This window comes from Rhodococcus yunnanensis NBRC 103083 (assembly GCF_001895005.1).
GTDB lineage: Bacteria > Actinomycetota > Actinomycetes > Mycobacteriales > Mycobacteriaceae > Rhodococcoides > Rhodococcoides yunnanense.
The window spans coordinates 13,328-30,086 of the sequence record NZ_BCXH01000012.1; the positions used below are offsets into that span (position 1 = coordinate 13,328).

The 16,759-nt window shown below is 64.1% G+C and carries 18 protein-coding genes; 9 read left to right on the plus strand and 9 right to left on the minus strand.

Annotated features, from left to right (window positions below; genetic code table 11):
• Nucleotides 1-106: 106 nt before the first annotated feature.
• Entirely contained in the window at nucleotides 107-598 is a 492-nt protein-coding gene (locus tag RY1_RS18405) for a YflT domain-containing protein (RefSeq protein ID WP_072805488.1), read from the minus strand.
• Between the two features lie 4 nt (nucleotides 599-602).
• Nucleotides 603-1,574: an HpcH/HpaI aldolase/citrate lyase family protein gene (locus tag RY1_RS18410; protein ID WP_072805489.1), complete on the minus strand. Its 972-nt coding sequence runs from the start codon at nucleotides 1,572-1,574 to the stop codon at nucleotides 603-605.
• Between the two features lie 59 nt (nucleotides 1,575-1,633).
• Here RY1_RS18410 and RY1_RS18415 point away from each other — a divergent pair, with 59 nt between their 5' ends.
• The 7 genes from RY1_RS18415 to RY1_RS18445 all read left to right on the plus strand — a co-directional run bounded on the left by RY1_RS18415 (nucleotide 1,634) and on the right by RY1_RS18445 (nucleotide 9,173).
• Nucleotides 1,634-2,908, plus strand: coding sequence for a magnesium transporter MgtE N-terminal domain-containing protein (locus RY1_RS18415; RefSeq protein WP_072805640.1), 1,275 nt, complete (start codon nucleotides 1,634-1,636; stop codon nucleotides 2,906-2,908).
• A 20-nt stretch (nucleotides 2,909-2,928) separates the two neighbouring features.
• Nucleotides 2,929-3,465 carry a DUF1003 domain-containing protein gene (locus RY1_RS18420; protein ID WP_072805641.1) on the plus strand — a complete coding sequence of 179 codons (537 nt, stop codon included), beginning with the start codon at nucleotides 2,929-2,931 and terminating at the stop codon, nucleotides 3,463-3,465.
• Nucleotides 3,466-3,522: 57 nt separating this feature from the next.
• Nucleotides 3,523-4,551: a lytic transglycosylase domain-containing protein gene (locus RY1_RS18425; protein ID WP_139279912.1), complete on the plus strand. Its 1,029-nt coding sequence runs from the start codon at nucleotides 3,523-3,525 to the stop codon at nucleotides 4,549-4,551.
• 324 nt (nucleotides 4,552-4,875) lie between these two features.
• A complete protein-coding gene (locus RY1_RS18430) occupies nucleotides 4,876-5,742 on the plus strand; it encodes a lytic transglycosylase domain-containing protein (RefSeq protein WP_072805491.1) in 867 nt (288 codons plus the stop codon).
• Nucleotides 5,743-5,770: 28 nt separating this feature from the next.
• Nucleotides 5,771-6,907 (plus strand): Mrp/NBP35 family ATP-binding protein, encoded by a 1,137-nt coding sequence (locus RY1_RS18435; protein WP_072805492.1) that lies wholly within the window; start codon nucleotides 5,771-5,773, stop codon nucleotides 6,905-6,907.
• Nucleotides 6,908-6,966: 59 nt separating this feature from the next.
• Nucleotides 6,967-8,427 carry an amino acid ABC transporter substrate-binding protein/permease gene (locus RY1_RS18440; protein WP_072805493.1) on the plus strand — a complete coding sequence of 487 codons (1,461 nt, stop codon included), beginning with the start codon at nucleotides 6,967-6,969 and terminating at the stop codon, nucleotides 8,425-8,427.
• On the plus strand, nucleotides 8,424-9,173 hold the full coding sequence (locus tag RY1_RS18445; protein WP_072805494.1) for an amino acid ABC transporter ATP-binding protein: 750 nt from the start codon (nucleotides 8,424-8,426) through the stop codon (nucleotides 9,171-9,173). The genes RY1_RS18440 and RY1_RS18445 overlap by 4 nt, the downstream gene beginning before the upstream one ends.
• A 107-nt stretch (nucleotides 9,174-9,280) precedes the next feature.
• On the opposite strand, the gene tatB is transcribed toward RY1_RS18445, so the two are convergent.
• Genes tatB through sigE form a run of 4 tightly spaced genes read right to left on the minus strand, consistent with a single transcriptional unit; the run spans nucleotide 9,281 to nucleotide 12,248 of the window.
• Nucleotides 9,281-9,739, minus strand: coding sequence for a Sec-independent protein translocase protein TatB (tatB, locus tag RY1_RS18450; protein WP_072805495.1), 459 nt, complete (start codon nucleotides 9,737-9,739; stop codon nucleotides 9,281-9,283).
• Nucleotides 9,740-9,791: 52 nt separating this feature from the next.
• On the minus strand, nucleotides 9,792-11,258 hold the full coding sequence (locus RY1_RS18455; protein WP_072805496.1) for a S1C family serine protease: 1,467 nt from the start codon (nucleotides 11,256-11,258) through the stop codon (nucleotides 9,792-9,794).
• Between the two features lie 8 nt (nucleotides 11,259-11,266).
• Entirely contained in the window at nucleotides 11,267-11,602 is a 336-nt protein-coding gene (locus tag RY1_RS18460) for a hypothetical protein (protein WP_072805643.1), read from the minus strand.
• Between the two features lie 16 nt (nucleotides 11,603-11,618).
• Complete coding sequence (sigE, locus tag RY1_RS18465; protein ID WP_072805642.1) at nucleotides 11,619-12,248, minus strand: RNA polymerase sigma factor SigE; 630 nt, start codon at nucleotides 12,246-12,248, stop codon at nucleotides 11,619-11,621.
• Nucleotides 12,249-12,494: 246 nt separating this feature from the next.
• On the opposite strand from sigE, the gene RY1_RS18470 reads away from it, so the two are divergent.
• Entirely contained in the window at nucleotides 12,495-13,127 is a 633-nt protein-coding gene (locus RY1_RS18470; RefSeq protein WP_174565418.1) for an O-methyltransferase, read from the plus strand.
• 4 nt (nucleotides 13,128-13,131) lie between these two features.
• On the opposite strand, the gene glgC is transcribed toward RY1_RS18470, so the two are convergent.
• Nucleotides 13,132-14,346, minus strand: coding sequence for a glucose-1-phosphate adenylyltransferase (gene glgC / locus RY1_RS18475; protein ID WP_072805497.1), 1,215 nt, complete (start codon nucleotides 14,344-14,346; stop codon nucleotides 13,132-13,134).
• Nucleotides 14,347-14,422: 76 nt separating this feature from the next.
• On the opposite strand from glgC, the gene glgA reads away from it, so the two are divergent.
• The gene (glgA, locus tag RY1_RS18480) at nucleotides 14,423-15,598 is read left to right on the plus strand and encodes a glycogen synthase (RefSeq protein WP_072805498.1); all 1,176 of its coding nucleotides are present in this window, start codon (nucleotides 14,423-14,425) and stop codon (nucleotides 15,596-15,598) included.
• 7 nt (nucleotides 15,599-15,605) lie between these two features.
• Here glgA and RY1_RS18485 read toward each other — a convergent pair whose 3' ends face one another.
• Together RY1_RS18485 and RY1_RS18490 are read right to left on the minus strand one after the other, a co-directional pair.
• The gene (locus tag RY1_RS18485) at nucleotides 15,606-16,433 is read right to left on the minus strand and encodes a putative RNA methyltransferase (RefSeq protein ID WP_072805499.1); all 828 of its coding nucleotides are present in this window, start codon (nucleotides 16,431-16,433) and stop codon (nucleotides 15,606-15,608) included.
• A gap of 86 nt (nucleotides 16,434-16,519) precedes the next feature.
• Nucleotides 16,520-16,687 (minus strand): DUF3117 domain-containing protein, encoded by a 168-nt coding sequence (locus tag RY1_RS18490; protein WP_068369835.1) that lies wholly within the window; start codon nucleotides 16,685-16,687, stop codon nucleotides 16,520-16,522.
• Nucleotides 16,688-16,759 lie beyond the last annotated feature (72 nt).

Genomic DNA, 16,759 nt, shown 5'->3' on the forward strand with positions numbered 1-16,759 from the left:
GTTGCTCGTACATGGCTTCTTCACCTACTGCCCTGCACGTAAAGAAACGTAACCGAACTACTCGAACTCGAGGGGGAATTGGGACAATTCCGTGACCTCCACGAAACTACAGCGAGAGCTTCGCGAGCATGTCCCGAGCCTTCTCCGCAGTTTTCGGTTCGCAGAGTACGTCGTAACGACCTGCGACCAACTGCATGCTCGACGCGAAGTCACGCTGTCCGCGCGTGGCCGCGTACGGAATCGCCGTGGAAATGAGACCGAAGATTATGCCACCGATGATGCCGATGACGAGGGCGCCCAGGATATTGCCGTTGGTGAAGATTCCCAACACCAGGCCGAGGAACAGGCCGAGCCACGCGCCTGAAACAATGCCTCCGCCAATGACTTTGGCCCATGTGAGGCGACCGAGGACACGTTCGACCTGCATCAGGTCGACGCCGACGATGGTCAGGTCCTGCACCGAGAACTGTTGATCGGACAGGTAGTCGACAGCCTTCTGTGCCTCTGCGTACGTCGGATAGGAACCGATCGGCCAGCCCGACGGCGGCGTCGGCAGCCCCTGGCCACCGCGGCCCGGCTGCGAAAGTGGGTTCGTCATGCCCCTATTGTGCCCCTGATGTCCGGTTCGCATCGTCACTGCGTGCCATTCCTGCTGCCCGGCCCTTCGCGGAGACGACCAGTGCCATCTTTCGGCTCGCCTCGTCGATCATCTCGTCGCCCAACATCACCGCGCCCCGGCCGCCGCCCGCAGCGGACGTATGGAACTCGTATGCCTCGAGAATCTGTTCGGCCTTGTCGAAATCGACCTGGCGGGGGCTGAAGATCTCGTTGGCGGCGTCGATCTGCGTCGGATGCAGCACCCATTTGCCGTCGAACCCGAGACCGGCCGTGCGCCCCGCCGCGCGGCGGAACGCGTCGAGATCACGAATCTGCAAATACGGGCCGTCGATGGCCTGCAGGCCGTGCGTACGCGCGGCGAGAAGGATGGTCATCAAGATGTGATGGTAGGCATCGCCGGTGTCGTAGCCCTGCGGCTGCTCCCCCACTACGAGTGTGCGCATATTGACACTTGCCATGAGGTCGGCCGGGCCGAAGACCAACGTCTGCACTCGTGGGCTGGCGGTGGCGATCTCGTCGATGTTGCGCAGACTGCGCGCACTCTCGATCTGCGGTTCGATGCCGATGGCGCCGACGGGCAGCCCGGCAACCTTCTCCACCTGCGTCAGCAACAGATCGAGCGCATGAACATGGGAGGCCGTCTCGACCTTGGGGAGCAGAATCGCATCGAGGTTGGCGCCCGCACCGGACACGACATCGATGACGTCGCCGTGCGTCCACGGCGTCGTCCAGTCGTTGACGCGCACGACCTTGATCTGGCTTCCCCAGCCTCCCGAGTTCAATGCTTCGACGACGCGTCCGCGGGCCTCGGCCTTGGCGATCGGCGCGACTGCGTCCTCCAGGTCGAGGAAGATCTCGTCGGCGCCCAGGCCCTTGGCCTTCTCGATCATCTTGGCGGAGCTACCGGGAACTGCCAGAACCGAACGCCTGGAACGACCACTTTCCACCGAACTCACCTTCGCAGCGCTCCTTGTCGATTCTCTGGTTGGTACTTCCACGCTCTAACCTTGCCATCATGGCAGCACTGAGCAAGGTATTCGCCGCCAGGCTCGCAGGTCTGGTGGTACTCGGACCGGACGGTGAATCCATCGGCCGAGTTCGAGATCTCGTCGTCACCATGAGAGTCGGGCGCGCGCAGCCGCGCGTACTCGGACTCGTGGTCGAACTCGCTACGCGCCGAAGAATTTTCGTGCCCATGCTGCGGGTGACGAGCATCGAACCCAACTCGGTGCAACTGACGACCGGCAACGTGAGCCTGCGTCGATTCAGCCAGCGCGCGAACGAGATCCTGGTGTTCGCGCAGATTCTCGACTCGAAGGTACGCGTCGACGATCCCGAACTCGAGGAGCTCCACGACGGCGACTCCATCGTGGTCGACCTCGGTATCGAACTGACCCGAACCCGCGACTGGCTCGTCGCCCGCGTCGCCGTTCGCCGACAGCGCGGCAGGCTCGCCCGGCGCGGTGCTATCCACGTCGTCGACTGGCAGCACGTGCAAGGACTGACGCAGAACGCACTCTCGCTGCCCGGGCAAGGCGTCGCGCAGCTGTTGATGCAGTTCGAGGATCTTCGTGCCGCCGACGTCGCCAACGCGATGCGCGAGCTTCCGGTGAAACGGCGCATGGAGGTCGCGCTGGCGCTGGACGACGAGCGGCTCGCCGACGTGGTCCAGGAGCTGCCCGACGACGATCAAGTCGAGATGATGCACTACCTCGGCGTCGAGCGCGGCGCGGATGTGCTCGAAGCGATGGACCCGGACGATGCCGCCGACCTTCTCGGTGAACTCCCCGAACCCGAGGCCGAGTCGTTGCTCCGGTTGATGGACCCCGAGGACTCCGCGCCCGTGCGACGACTCCTCGAGCACTCCCCCGACACCGCTGGTGGCCTCATGACCACCGAGCCGGTGGTGCTGACGGCGTCGACGACGGTCGCCGAGGCGCTGGCGCGGGTCCGAAACCCCGACCTGACGCCTGCCTTGTCCTCGCTCGTGTTCGTGGTGCGTCCGCCGACAGCGACACCCACCGGCGCGTATCTCGGGTGTGTCCACCTGCAGCAACTGCTGCGCGAACCACCGGCAAGCCTGGTCGGCGGAGTTCTGGACAAGGCACTGCCGCGGCTCACCCCGGAGGACAGCCTGACGGCAGTCACCCGATACTTTGCGACGTACAACCTCGTCTGCGGGCCCGTCGTCGACGACGAGGATCATCTCGTGGGCGCCGTGACCGTCGACGACGTGCTCGATCATCTCCTTCCCGAGGACTGGCGAGATCAGGAGGTGGCAGGACAGTGAAGGAATCCGCACGCGCCCGGATGGACACCCCGCGGGGCTCACGGCTGCTGAATTTCCATCTCGACGTCGATCTCGGCCGGTCGGGAGAACGCGCCGCCCGCTTCCTCGGAACGGGGCGCTATCTGGCCATCCAGACGATCATCGTCGTCGTCTGGATCTTCTTGAACGTCGCGGTGATAGCGCTGCGGTGGGATCCCTATCCCTTCATCCTGCTCAACCTGGCGTTCTCGACGCAGGCTGCCTACGCCGCACCGCTGATCCTGCTCGCGCAGAACCGTCAGGACGACCGTGACCGCGTCTCGCTCGAAGAGGACCGCGCACGTGCCCAGCAGACCAAAGCGGACACCGAGTTCCTCGCTCGGGAGCTGGCGTCGCTGCGTCTCGCGGTCGGCGAGGTCGCCACACGCGACTACCTTCGCCGCGAGCTCGACGAGATCAGGGAGATGCTGGAACAGCTGAGCGGGGAGCCTCAGGTGCCGACCAAGAAGGCCCGGAAGAAGTCGGGCCGTCACACTCAATCCGCGGAATCCATCCTGGGAGAGCATCCGGAACTGTAACGTGTGTCAGTTATGCGGCCACGGCGGAGGATTCGCAGGCGAACCGGCACGCTGACCATGTCCACCATCGTCTTCGCTTCGGTGGCGGGAGCAGCGGCGTCGGCGTCGCTTGCGGCCGATCCGGCCCCTGTACCCGTGGTCTCGCCCGCGCCTCTTCCTGACTCGACGACACTGCTGGACTCGCTGCCGAACTCGAAGACGGTGGCAGGCTTGGCGGCGCCGACTCCGAGGCCGGCGCAGACTCTCAGTGCGTACACGCCTGCACTTCCGGAGATCGAGGAGCAGGCCCCCACCGAGGAGGAGCCGGTGCGCAGCGTCGCCGTGTCCACTCCCGTCGTCGGCTCGTTCGGCATCCCGGACTCGGTCCTCGCGGCATATCGAAGCGCCGAGTCCGCCATGGCGTCGGAATCTCCGTCGTGTCACCTGCCGTGGAATTTACTGGCCGGGATAGGTCGCATCGAGTCCGGCCACGCGCGCGGCGGGCAGGTCGACGACGACGGCACGACGATCTCGCCCATCCTCGGCCCGATTCTCGACGGACGACGAGCCGGCAACACTGTGATCCTCGACACCGACCACGGAGATCTCGACGGTGACTCCGCACACGACCGAGCCGTCGGACCGATGCAGTTCATTCCCTCGACGTGGTCTCGGTACGCATCCGACGGAAACGACGACGGGATCGAGAACCCCGACAACATCTACGACGCCACCCTCGCCGCCGGCAGGTACCTGTGTTCCGGCGGAGAAGATCTCGCCGAAGCGGCAGACGAGAGCGCTGCGGTGTTCCGCTACAACAACTCTCCGGTGTACGTCGCCGACGTCCTGGCATGGTCCGCGGCGTACCGATTGGCAGGCGATTCGGTGTCCGACGAGCCGGTCGACGTCGCGGCGCCCCCTCCGCCGCCCGAGCCCCTTCCGCCGACTGAGCCCCTTCCGCCGCCCGGGCTGGTTCAGGCGCCTGCCCCCGACACTCGTCCAGCGCCGACCGTCGCTCCGACTACCGACACGCCCGCGCCGCCGCCGCCCTTCGTGCTGCCGACGCTGCCACCCTTGCCCTGCCTGATCTTCTGCCCTCCTGCTTGATTTGCCGGACCAGGTCCGGGAGCGGAGCCTGCGGAGTGACCCATCGAAGACCGGGAGCGGAGCCTGCGGAGTGACCCTCGAGCACCAGAGCGGAGCCTGCGGAGTGACCCATCGAATACCGGGAGCGGAGCCTGCGGAGTGACCCTCGAGCACCGGGAGCGGAGCCTGCGGAGTGACCATCCTGAACACCAGAGCGGAGCCTCGTTGTTACCTTCGCAATCGCTGCATAACGGTCAGATAACAGAAACATCTCGAATCATGTAACCTCGACTCCGGTTCTTGTCGGAGGCCCCAGAAATAGGGGCAATTTGGAGGTTTCAAGGCGTGGGACGTCACAGAAAAGCATCGAATTCCACAGTTCGCCGGAATTCGGTGATTGCTCTGACAGGACTTGTCCCCGCCGGGCTCGTCACCGCGGCAACATCGGCAGGCGCAACGGAGTACATCCCGTTCCTGACGTCGAGCACCACGAATCAGGCAGCCGAGCCGGTCGTCGAGACGCCGCAGCCGATCGCCGACCCGGCCGATGCGCAGCCCGTCGCGCAGACCGAAGCCCCCGTCGCCCAGCCGGCACCCGCACCGGCGCCGCAGCCCGAGATCGCGCCGACACCCGAGTTGCCGACCAACCTCGCGGCCAGCCCGATCGCCATTCCGACCGTCAACGTCTCGGCATACAAGAACGCCGAGCGCATCCTCACTGCGACGCAGCCGGGCTGCGGCATCAGCTGGACCGTCATCGCGGGCATCGGCCGCGTCGAGTCCACACACGCCAACAACGGCAAGGCCGACGACCTCGGTCAGCTCCTCGAACCGATCCTCGGACCCCGACTCGACGGATCACTGGCAGGTAACAACGTCATCGCCGATACCGACGGCGGCGCACTGGACGGCGACCCCAACTTCGACCGCGCAGTCGGCCCCATGCAGTTCCTGCCCGAGACGTGGAACCACTACCACGCCGACGGCAACGGCGACGGCGTCTCCGACCCGCAGAACCTGTACGACGCAGCGCTCGCCACCGGCGACTACCTGTGCGACGACGGGCTGAACCTGCGCGATCTCGGCCAGACGACCAAGGCGATCCTGCGGTACAACAACTCGATGGCATACGTGGCCAACGTGCTCGCGTGGTCCACCGGATACGCCACCGGCATCGTGCCCACCTCCGACGAGCTCCCCCGTATCCACTGAGCACTGCGGGACCGCATAGCATGAAGTAATGGCAGTACTGACGGAATCCGACGTTCGAAGCGCGCTCTCGAAGGTCATCGATCCGGAAATTCGTAAACCGATCACCGATCTCGGAATGGTCAAGGGCGTCACGATCGGTGACGGCGGTGCCGTCGACATCGGCATCTACCTGACCACCGCAGGGTGCCCGATGAAGACCGAAATCGAGGGCCGCGTCACCAAGGCCGTCGCCGACGTCGCCGGGGTCGGAACCATCACCGTCGAACTCGACGTCATGAACGACGAGCAACGCACCGAACTCCGTAAGTCACTGCGCGGCGATTCCGCAGAACCAGTCATCCCCTTCGCGCAGCCGGGCTCGCTGACGCGGGTGTACGCGGTCGCGTCGGGCAAGGGCGGCGTCGGAAAATCGAGTGTGACGGTCAATCTCGCTGCATCGCTGTCCGCTCGCGGACTCTCCGTCGGTGTTCTCGACGCCGATATCTACGGCCATTCCGTCCCCCGCATGATGGGCAACGACGCGAAGCCGACACAGGTCGAGAAGATGATCATGCCCCCGCAGGCACACGGCGTGAAGTTCATCTCGATCGCACAGTTCACCCAGGGCAACACTCCCGTCGTCTGGCGTGGACCGATGCTGCACCGAGCGCTGCAGCAGTTCCTCGCCGATGTCTTCTGGGGCGACCTCGACGTCCTGCTCCTCGATCTCCCGCCCGGCACAGGCGATATCGCGATCTCCGTCGCTCAGTTGATCCCCGGAGCCGAGATCCTCGTCGTCACCACTCCGCAGCAGGCGGCCGCCGAGGTCGCCGAGCGGGCGGGCGCCATCGCGCTGCAGACGCGTCAGCGCATCGCCGGTGTCGTCGAGAACATGTCGTGGCTCGAAGAGGCCGACGGCAGCCGTCGATACATCTTCGGATCAGGAGGCGGACAGGACGTCTCGGATCGACTCACCAAGGCCGTCGGCGCGAAAGTTCCTCTACTGGGCCAGGTTCCACTGGAGGAAGCAGTCCGCGAAGGCGGCGACGACGGAATGCCCATCGTCCTCGGACACCCCGAGTCGGCCGCGGCGCAGGCACTGGAGACGATTGCCGGCAAGCTCGCGGTACGTGAGCGTGGCCTCGTCGGTATGTCGTTGGGGATCGACACCACGCGGCATCTCTGACTCGCCCGCCCCAACCTGAGACTTGCCTGAGAGCCGCTCTTCGATGAAGAGTGGCACCCATGACAATCCCGCACAGAGACGGCCGTGGCGTCGTTGCCACGGCTTTCCTCCTGTTCTCCCTCCTGCTGGGATCGGTGCTCGCTCCCTCCATCGCGTCCGCTCAACCTGCTCCGCCGCCCGGCCAGAACTACCTGATCGCGACCGATGTCACGTTCGCCCCATTCGAATTCCAGGACGAGAGCGGCAACCTCGTCGGTATCGACATGGATCTGCTGAAGGCGATCTCGGAAGACCAGGGCTTCGATTACGACGTCAACGCAGTCGGATTCGACGCCGCACTGCAGGGTGTCACCGGCGGTCAGTTCAACGGCATGATCGCGGGTATGTCCATCACGGACGCCCGCAAGGCAACGTTCGACTTCTCCGATCCCTACTTCGAATCCGGCGTCCAGATGGGCGTTCTCGACACCGACGATGCAGTGTCCTCCTACGAGGATCTGAAAGGCAAGACCGTCGCCGTCAAGAACGGCACCGAAGGTGCGACGTTTGCCGAGTCGATCAAGGACCAATACGGCTTCAGCACGCGGTATTTCGCCGATTCGTCGTCGATGTTCGACGAGGTTCGCACCGGTAACTCCGCTGCCGTCTTCGAGGACTATCCCGTTCTGGCCTACGGCATCAAGCAGGGCAACGGATTCAAGACCGTCACCGACAAAGAGCCAGGTGCCAGTTACGGATTCGCGGTCGCGAAGGGCCAGAATCAGGATCTACTGCAGGAGTTCAACGCCGGCCTCGCCAACCTGAAGGCCAGCGGGCAGTACGACGAAATCCTCGATACCTACCTCAATTCCGATGCCAGCACCGACGACAACTCGATCATCGGGCTCATCAAGAGCACCTGGAAGTTGCTGCTCGAAGGCCTGTGGTTGACCGTTCTGCTGACGGTCATCTCCATTGCGATCGCTCTCGTCCTCGGCGGCATCTTCGGACTGTTCCGAGTCTCGACCAACATCGTGCTCCGCGGAATCGGTACCACCTACGTCGATGTCTTCCGCGGCACCCCGCTTCTGGTGCAGGCGTTCTTCATCTACTTCGGTATTCCTGCCGCACTGGACTTCCAGATGTCGGCATTCACCGCAGGTGTCATCACCCTCTCGCTCAACGCGGGTGCGTACATGGCCGAGATCGTGCGCGGCGGAATCCTCTCCGTCGACAAGGGACAGATGGAGGCATCACGCAGCCTCGGTATCAGCTACCTCAAATCGATGCGAAAAGTCGTCATGCCGCAAGCGGTTCGCACGATGATCCCGTCGTACATCAATCAGTTCGTCATCACGCTGAAGGACACGTCGATCCTGTCCGTCATCGGTCTGGCCGAGCTGACGCAGACCGGACGCATCATCATCGCCCGCAACTTCCAGTCCTTCAACATGTGGCTGATCATCGGCGTCATGTACTTCATCATCATCATGGCTCTCACCAAGCTGAGCAATCGTATCGAGAAGAGGATCAACAAATGACGGTCGACGACAAGATCGGGGTCAAGATCGCGGTCAAGGATCTCCACAAGGCGTTCGGCGACAACGAAGTACTCAAAGGCATCGATGCCGACGTCGTCAACGGTGAGGTCGTCTGCGTCATCGGGCCGTCCGGATCGGGCAAGAGCACATTCCTGCGATGCCTGAACAAGCTGGAGGACATCACCTCGGGGACCGTCGTCGTCGACGGACACGACCTGACCGACAAGAAGGTCGACCTCGACAAGGTTCGTCAGCACATCGGCATGGTGTTCCAACACTTCAATCTGTTTCCGCACATGACGGCTCTCGAGAACGTCATGCTCGCCCCGGTCGAAACGAAGCAGCAGACGAAGGCAGAGGCGAAGGAGTCGGCGCTGAAGCTTCTCGATCAGGTCGGACTGTCCGATCGTGCGCACTACAAGCCTGCGAACCTCTCGGGTGGGCAGAAGCAGCGCGTCGCCATCGCCCGAGCCCTGGCGATGAGCCCGTCGATCATGCTGTTCGACGAGGCGACATCGGCACTCGACCCCGAAATGGTCGGCGAAGTGTTGCAGGTGCTGCGCGACCTCGCGAAGGGCGGCATGACGATGGTCGTCGTGACACACGAGATGGGCTTCGCCCATGAGGTCGCCGATCGAGTCATCTTCATGGCCGACGGCGTCATCGTCGAAGAAGGAACGCCCGAGCAGATCTTCGGAAGCCCGCAGCACTCACGGACTCAGGACTTCCTGAACAAGGTGCTGTAATTCTGACCGCTTGAAAATTCTGACCGCTTGAGAATTCTGACCGCTTGAATGGTTCATTCATACGATCTACCAGCATGAATGAACCATTCAAGCGATAGAAAGACGGGTCAGGTGGCGTCGGAATCTATCGGCGGCGTCTGACCGTACGGCAGCTTCTTCTCGAGCGATGGCGTAGGCGACGTCGGTTTCGCAGCCGTCGGTTTCCCAGCCGTCGGGTTCGCGGACGTCGGTTTTGTGGACGGGGCGGAGCTGCCGTTGACCGATTTCTTCGAGTCGAAGTTGCCGGTGAAGATGGAATCGTCGCCGTCGAGCAGGTGCTTGGTGATGACGGCGCGCGGGGTCATCCCACGAAGCTGATTGAGATCGGCGAGCGGCTTGCGCAGGTCCTCGAAGTCGGTACCCAGCTCGTCCTTGAGCTGCTGACTCGCGCCGTTCGCGTACTCCTTCACCTGACGGATCGACTTGGTGACCCAGGAGATGGCACCGGGCAGTCGGTCGGGACCGAGAATGACGAGTGCTGCTACCAGGAGAATGACGAGTTCTCCCCAGCCAATGTTGCCGAACACCGGTTCAGACTACTTCGGAAGTCTGTGAACCTGCCATGTGAACGCTCACCGCTCAGTCCGACACCGGCGTGACGGAGACGTCGACGAGCCGCCCCGACCGAATCAACTGCACGGGTGTCGGCTGGCCGATCGCGCTGGACTGCACCGCAACCACCAATTCGTCGGCGCTGGTGACAGTGCGATCACCGACCTTGGTGATGACATCGCCCTCGACGATTCCTGCCTGCTGCGCGGGACCGGACGAGCGAACGTTGGCCACCTCCGCGCCGGACGTCGCGTCGTTGATCACCGAGCGTGCATTGATCCCGATGTCCGGATGCTTCATCTCTCCGGTGCGGATGAGGGACTGAGCGACTTTGGTGACGTCGTCGATCGGGATGGCGAAGCCGAGTCCGACCGAACCTCCGCTCTCACTTCGAATCGCGGAATTGATTCCGATGACGCGGCCCTCCGCGTCGATCAACGGTCCACCGGAATTGCCCGGGTTGATCGCGGCGTCGGTCTGCACGGCATCGATCACGGCGTCGGTGTCGGTGCCTTCACCGGAGAGCCGGACGGGACGATCGAGTGCACTGACGATGCCGCGGGTGACGGTCTTGCTCAGACCGAGAGGAGAACCGACGGCGACGACGTCCTCGCCGACCTGTACGTCGGCCGAGTTGCCGAGCTCTGCCACCGTCAGACCACCGACGTCCGTCTTCAACACCGCGAGGTCCGTCTTGGTATCGCGGCCGACGATCTGTGCCGGAACCTTGGTACCGTCCGAGAACGTGACCTGCAGAATCGCCTTGCCCGGGTTGGTCGCGGCCATCGAGATGACGTGGTTGTTGGTCACGATGTAACCGTCGCCGTCGATGACGACGCCGGATCCGGTACCCGCATTGTCACCGAGGGTCACCTGAATGGACACGACCGCGGGAAGGACCGCGTCGGCGACCTTGGCCACCTGCCCCTGCGGCAGGTCTTCACCGCTCGACTGCGTCAGATTGACCTTCTGGCTGGTCAGCGCGCCGGTCACTTCCGCGGTCTCCCGGCCGATCAGACCTCCGACGAGCCCGATCGCCAACGCGAGAACTCCCAGAACGACAAGGGCACGCGGAGCCACGCGGTCACCGAACAGCACCTCGCGCACGCCGAGCTTGAGTCCGGCAGGACGCTCGACGGGCTCGGGGGTCTGTGCACCTGCCGGGCCGAGACGTACGGGCGAGTGCGGATCACGCCACGGATCCTCGGGCTCGGGCTCCGGTTCCGCCTGGACGGACGCGTCGGGATCGCGTTGAAGGGACGAGGGAGCATCTGCCGGACGACCGAAAGCCTCCGCCAGAACCGGATCGGGGATACGCACACCCAACTTCGGCGACGGCGTCGCGCGATCGGCGGACGGAGTGAACGAACCCCGCACGTCACGTGGTCTTCCGAAGGCTTCAGCAGAGGCGCTGTCCACCGCGGGCCGATGGACAGGCCTGGGAGGCAAACGCGGCGCCTCGGGATCGGTGTGTGTGCGTGAGTCGGTCACAATCGCCCAGGCTACCGACGGCGGCGGCGAATACCGACAACCGAGGTGACGATCGCGCGTTTGCGACGCTCGATGGCGTCCTTCGCCTCGATCGGTTCACACATCGGAATCTGGCTGAGCAGCCCCAACAACGAATGCGGCATCGACATGTCGCCCGAACTCTTCAACGCACTCCGCGCTTGCTGCTGCGCGTCCACTTCGGCGGCGCATTCGGGGCACTCGGAAATATGATGCGCGGCACGCAGATATGCCGCCATGCGGAGCTCTCCGTCGGCGAACGCCGCGACGGCCTCACTGGCCAGATGCTCGGTCGAGCTGAACCGCCGTGGCTTACGCGCCTGCGTCATCCAACCCTCCTGGTAGCTACTGGGCACTTGCGTGAGAAGAGTCGACCTTCCCGTTCACTCGAAGGTACTCGCGCAGTGCCGCACGTCCTCGGTGGATCCTGCTGCGAACCGTACCGAGCTTGACTCCCAGTGTTGCACCGATCTCCTCGTACGACAGACCTTCGATGTCGCACAGCACGATCGCGGCACGGAATTCCGGTGCCAGCGAGTCGAGCGCGGACTGCAGGTCCGGGTCGAGACGAGCGTCGTGGTAGATCTGCTCGGGATTGGGAGTATCCGAGGGCACGCGGTCGTAGTCCTCAGGCAGCGCCTCCATCCGGATGCGGTTGCGCCGACGAACCATGTCGAGGAACAAGTTGGTGGTGATGCGGTGCAGCCATCCCTCGAACGTGCCTGGCTGGTAGTTCGACAGTGACCGAAACACCCGAATGAACGTGTCCTGAGTCAGATCCTCGGCATCCTGAGCATTGCCGGAGAGCCGGTATGCAAGGCGGTAGACGCGGTCACCGTGCTCACGCACCAGCTCGTCCCACGACGGCATCGTGTTCTCTTCGCCGGTAGCATCGAACACGGCAGTTCCGCTGAGTTCTTCGGCCGCGGCCTCGGACAGAAGCGAGGTGTCGCGATCTCCGTTGATCTTGTAGATGGCTGGATCCTCCTGCTCAGGAACACGTACTGGTGCGGCTCCCGCTGCCGTGTACAACCCCCGGCACCGTCGAGTTGTTCCTGTTCGTGTTGCTTGTCGATCAAGCGATCTCCCGTAGCCTCTCGTACCCGCGTGTGGCGACCGTATGAATTACCTGAGGCGCTGCTGAGAAAATCGGACACAGGCTACTCGCAGATCGACCGCGTCGATCCCCGAGCTCCGCGCACAGCGCGATAATGTCGCCTTGTGCCGACAAATGCCGAGAAGTTGCTTGCGTACGCCGAAGACTCTGCACAGGAGGACGACGTGCTCGTTGCAGCGCGAGAGCGCGGTGAAGAACTGGGAGCGTCACCGGTACCGCCCTCCGTCGGGGCAGTCCTGTCGATCTTCACCCAGATGCTGGGCGCCAAGACTGTCGTCGAGATCGGTACCGGAGCCGGAATCTCCGGCCTGTGGCTGCTCGACGGCATGCGCGACGACGGTGTCCTCACCACGATCGACACCGAGCCCGAACATCAGCGCGCAGCCAAAGAGGCCTTCCGTGCGGGCGGAATCCCGCCGTCACGGACACGCCTGATCAACGGATGGGCACTGGACGTCCTGCCACGCCTGGCAGATGACACCTACGATCTGGTGTTCATCGACGCCAGCCCCGTCGACCACCTTCACTTCGTCGAGGAGTCCGTGCGTCTGCTCCGCCCAGGCGGCGTCCTGGTACTGCACAACGCCTTGCTCGGAGGACGCGTCCCCGACTCCACCCAGCGCGACGCCACCACCGTGGCAGTGCGCGCCGCGGCCCGCGCCATCGCCGAGGACGAGCGTCTGACGACGATCCTTCTCCCCCTCGGCGACGGCCTGATCTGCGCGTCCAGAAGCTAGCGCACTAGATCCAGACACCCTTTCCGACCGAGACGACGCCGCCGGCGGAGACATTGAATCGTTCCTTGTCCCGCTCCAGATCGACTCCGATGATCTCACCGTCGCCGACGACGACGTTCTTGTCCAGAATCGCCCGACGCACCACGGCGCCCTTGCCGATTCGGACCCCCGGCATCAGCACGCTGCCTTCGACGGTCGCGCCGCTGTCGATCATGACGTTGGAGCTGAGAACCGAATTGCGTACCGTCGCCGCGGACAGGATGCAGCCCGCCCCGACGACCGATTCCTGTGCGAGTCCACCCTGGACGAACTTGGCGGGAGGCAGATTCTCGGCGGAGCCGCGGATGGGCCAGCGGCGGTTGTAGAGGTTGAAGATCGGGTGCACGGACACCAGATCCATGTGCGCGTCGTAGAACGCGTCGATCGTTCCGACGTCACGCCAGTAGCCGCGATCTCGTTCGGTGGCACCGGGAACGATGTTGTCGTTGAAGTCGTACACGGATGCGACACCAGCCTCGACGAGCGCGGGGATGATGTCGCCGCCCATGTCGTGGTCGGAGTCGGTGTTCTCCGCGTCGGCCTTGATAGCGTCGACGAGCACCTTGGTGGTGAACACGTAGTTGCCCATGGACGCATAGGTGACGTTCGGGTCGTCGGGTGTACCCGGCGGCTGCGCAGGTTTCTCGAGGAACTGCGTGATCTTGCCGCTCTCGTCGCTGTCGATGCAGCCGAAAGCGAACGCCTCGCTTCGCGGAACCCTGATGCCTGCCACGGTGACGCCCGCGCCGGAGTCGATGTGCTGCTGCACCATCTGTTCCGGATCCATGCGATACACGTGGTCGGCACCGAACACCACGATGTACTCGGGGTCTTCGTCGTAGACGAGGTTGAGTGATTGGAAGATCGCGTCGGCGCTTCCCGTGTACCAGCGCGGACCGAGACGTTGCTGCGCCGGCACCGGAGTGATGTACTCCCCCGCGAAACCGGACAGGCGCCAGGTCTGCGAGATGTGTCGGTCGAGCGAATGCGACTTGTACTGAGTCAACACGCACAACCGGAGGTAACCGGCGTTGACGAGATTGCTCAGAACGAAGTCGATCAGTCGATATGCGCCGCCGAACGGGACGGCTGGCTTGGCTCGGTCCGCGGTCATCGGGTAAAGACGTTTACCCTCACCGCCGGCAAGCACGATCCCTAGTACGTGCGGTTGTGTCCTCACATTGCCAACCTATCCGCACCGGATGAACCTTGCTAGCAGTACACGCGTTTCGCCGAAGGAATGTAGGTTGACAGTTGTGCGCGTGGCAATGATGACAAGGGAATATCCGCCTGAGGTGTACGGCGGCGCAGGTGTCCATGTGACCGAACTGGCGGCACAGTTGAAATCGCTGTGCGAGGTGGACATCCACTGCATGGGCGCCCCACGGGACACCGCGCAGGTCCACGATCCGGATCCCGCACTCGCCGGCGCCAACGCCGCGTTGACGACGCTGTCCGCCGAACTGCGGATGGCAAACGCCGCGGCAGGTGCGGACGTGGTGCACTCACACACCTGGTACACCGGCCTCGCCGGACATCTGGCAGCCGAACTGTACGGAGTGCCACACATTCTGACGGCCCACTCCCTCGAGCCGAGGCGACCGTGGAAGGCCGAGCAACTGGGCGGCGGCTACCGCATCTCGTCGTGGTCGGAGCGCAATGCCGTCGAGTACGCCGATGCCGTGATCGCAGTGAGCGAGGGTATGGCCAAGGACGTTCTCGACGCGTACCCGCGCCTGGACCCGAGCCGAATTCACGTGGTGCGCAACGGAATCGACACCTCGAACTGGCATTCCGGACCGGCTGCCGATCCGACGGATTCCGCACTGGCGGCAATCGGCGTCGACCCGAACAAGCCGATGGTCGCGTTCGTCGGCCGTATCACCAGACAGAAGGGCGTCGGGCATCTTATCGCCGCTGCCCACCATTTCGATCCCTCGATCCAACTGGTCCTGTGCGCGGGCGCTCCCGACACTCCCGAGATCGCCGCAGAAACCGAACGCGCGGTTCACGATCTACAACAAACTCGCACCGGAGTCTTCTGGGTCCGCGAGATGCTGCCGACCGAGAAGATTCGCGAAATCCTCTCGGCCGCAGATGTCTTCGTGTGCCCTTCGGTGTACGAGCCCTTGGGTATCGTCAATCTCGAAGCGATGGCCGCGGAGACGGCAGTGGTGGCATCCGACGTCGGCGGCATCCCCGAGGTCGTGAACGACGGAATCACCGGCAGGCTCGTGCACTACAACTCGTACGAACCGCAGGTGTTCGAGGAGTCGCTCGCCGCAACCGTCAACGAGATCGCGCTCGATCCGGCCACCGCGACGGCGATGGGCACGGCAGGCCGCGCGCGAGCCGTCGCCGAATTCTCCTGGGCCGCAATCGCACAGCAGACCATCGAGGTCTACGAGGCGGCGCTCGCGCGGCGCCGATGACGCGGAGTCAGAGCGCCCGATAGGTCCCGACGGTCACCGACGCCGTCACCTCGACAGTGTCCGGCAACTGTGCAACGGCGGTGCGCCGAGGTGCGTCGGTGGTGTGCCGCGCCGACGGCCCCATCGCCACGAGCGCCTCGACGCTCGCGTGATCGAGCGACATCACGAATTCGACGACACGGCGGTCCGCCTGCTCGAACCTGCCTGCCAGTGAATCACCGAGCCTGCGCGCCTTGTTCTCGTCGACCCCGATGAGTCCGAGAGCCGGCACCAACTCCTGCTGGTGACGTGCGGTCGGCGTCACCACGACCAGTACGCCTTCGGGGCTCAGGACGCGGCGCAGTTCGCCTGCGTTACGCGGGGAGAAGACACACGTGACGGCGTCGACGGCGGATGCGCGGATTGGAAGGCCCTGCCACACATCGGCAACCACCGAGCCCAGACGTGGGTGCGCACGAGCGACGCGCCTGGCGGCTGCCTTGGATACATCGATGCCGATTCCGCGCGAACCTTCGGCACCATCGAGTACCGCTGCGAGGTAGTGCCCGGTGCCCGCCCCGACTTCCACGACCGTCGCGACCGCGCCCACTGCGTCGCACACGGCCGCGGAGATCGGCTGAAAGTGGCCCGCGTCGAGAAACTCCGCGCGCGCGGAGATCATCTCGGCGGAGTCTCCGGTGATCTTGCCTGCACCCCCGGATTGCAGACCGACGTAACCCTGCCGCGCGATGTCGAACGTGTGCCCTCGGTCGCACAGCAGCGACTTCTCTTCGGCGAAGTCCAGATCGGACCCGCAGACCGGGCAGATCAACAGCTCGATCACATCAGCAAGCATCGCCACCCACCTTTCCCGACCCGCGCATCACAAAGCCCCGCCTGCCTGATCGGCATGCGGGGCTCGGCGCAGAAATCAACGAGCAGTTAACCGGTGACGCCCTTCAATTCTTCTCCGAGTGCTGCTGCCTCATCGGGGGTGAGTTCGACGACGAGACGGCCACCACCTTCCAGCGGCACCCTCATTACGATCCCTCGTCCTTCTTTGGTTGCTTCGAGGGGACCGTCCCCGGTCCGGGGCTTCATCGCCGCCATCCTCTGCTCCCTCCAGATCTGCGCCACTCGTGCATGCGCGTCGGCCAAAAAAGATGTTCTCGCCGCGGGGCG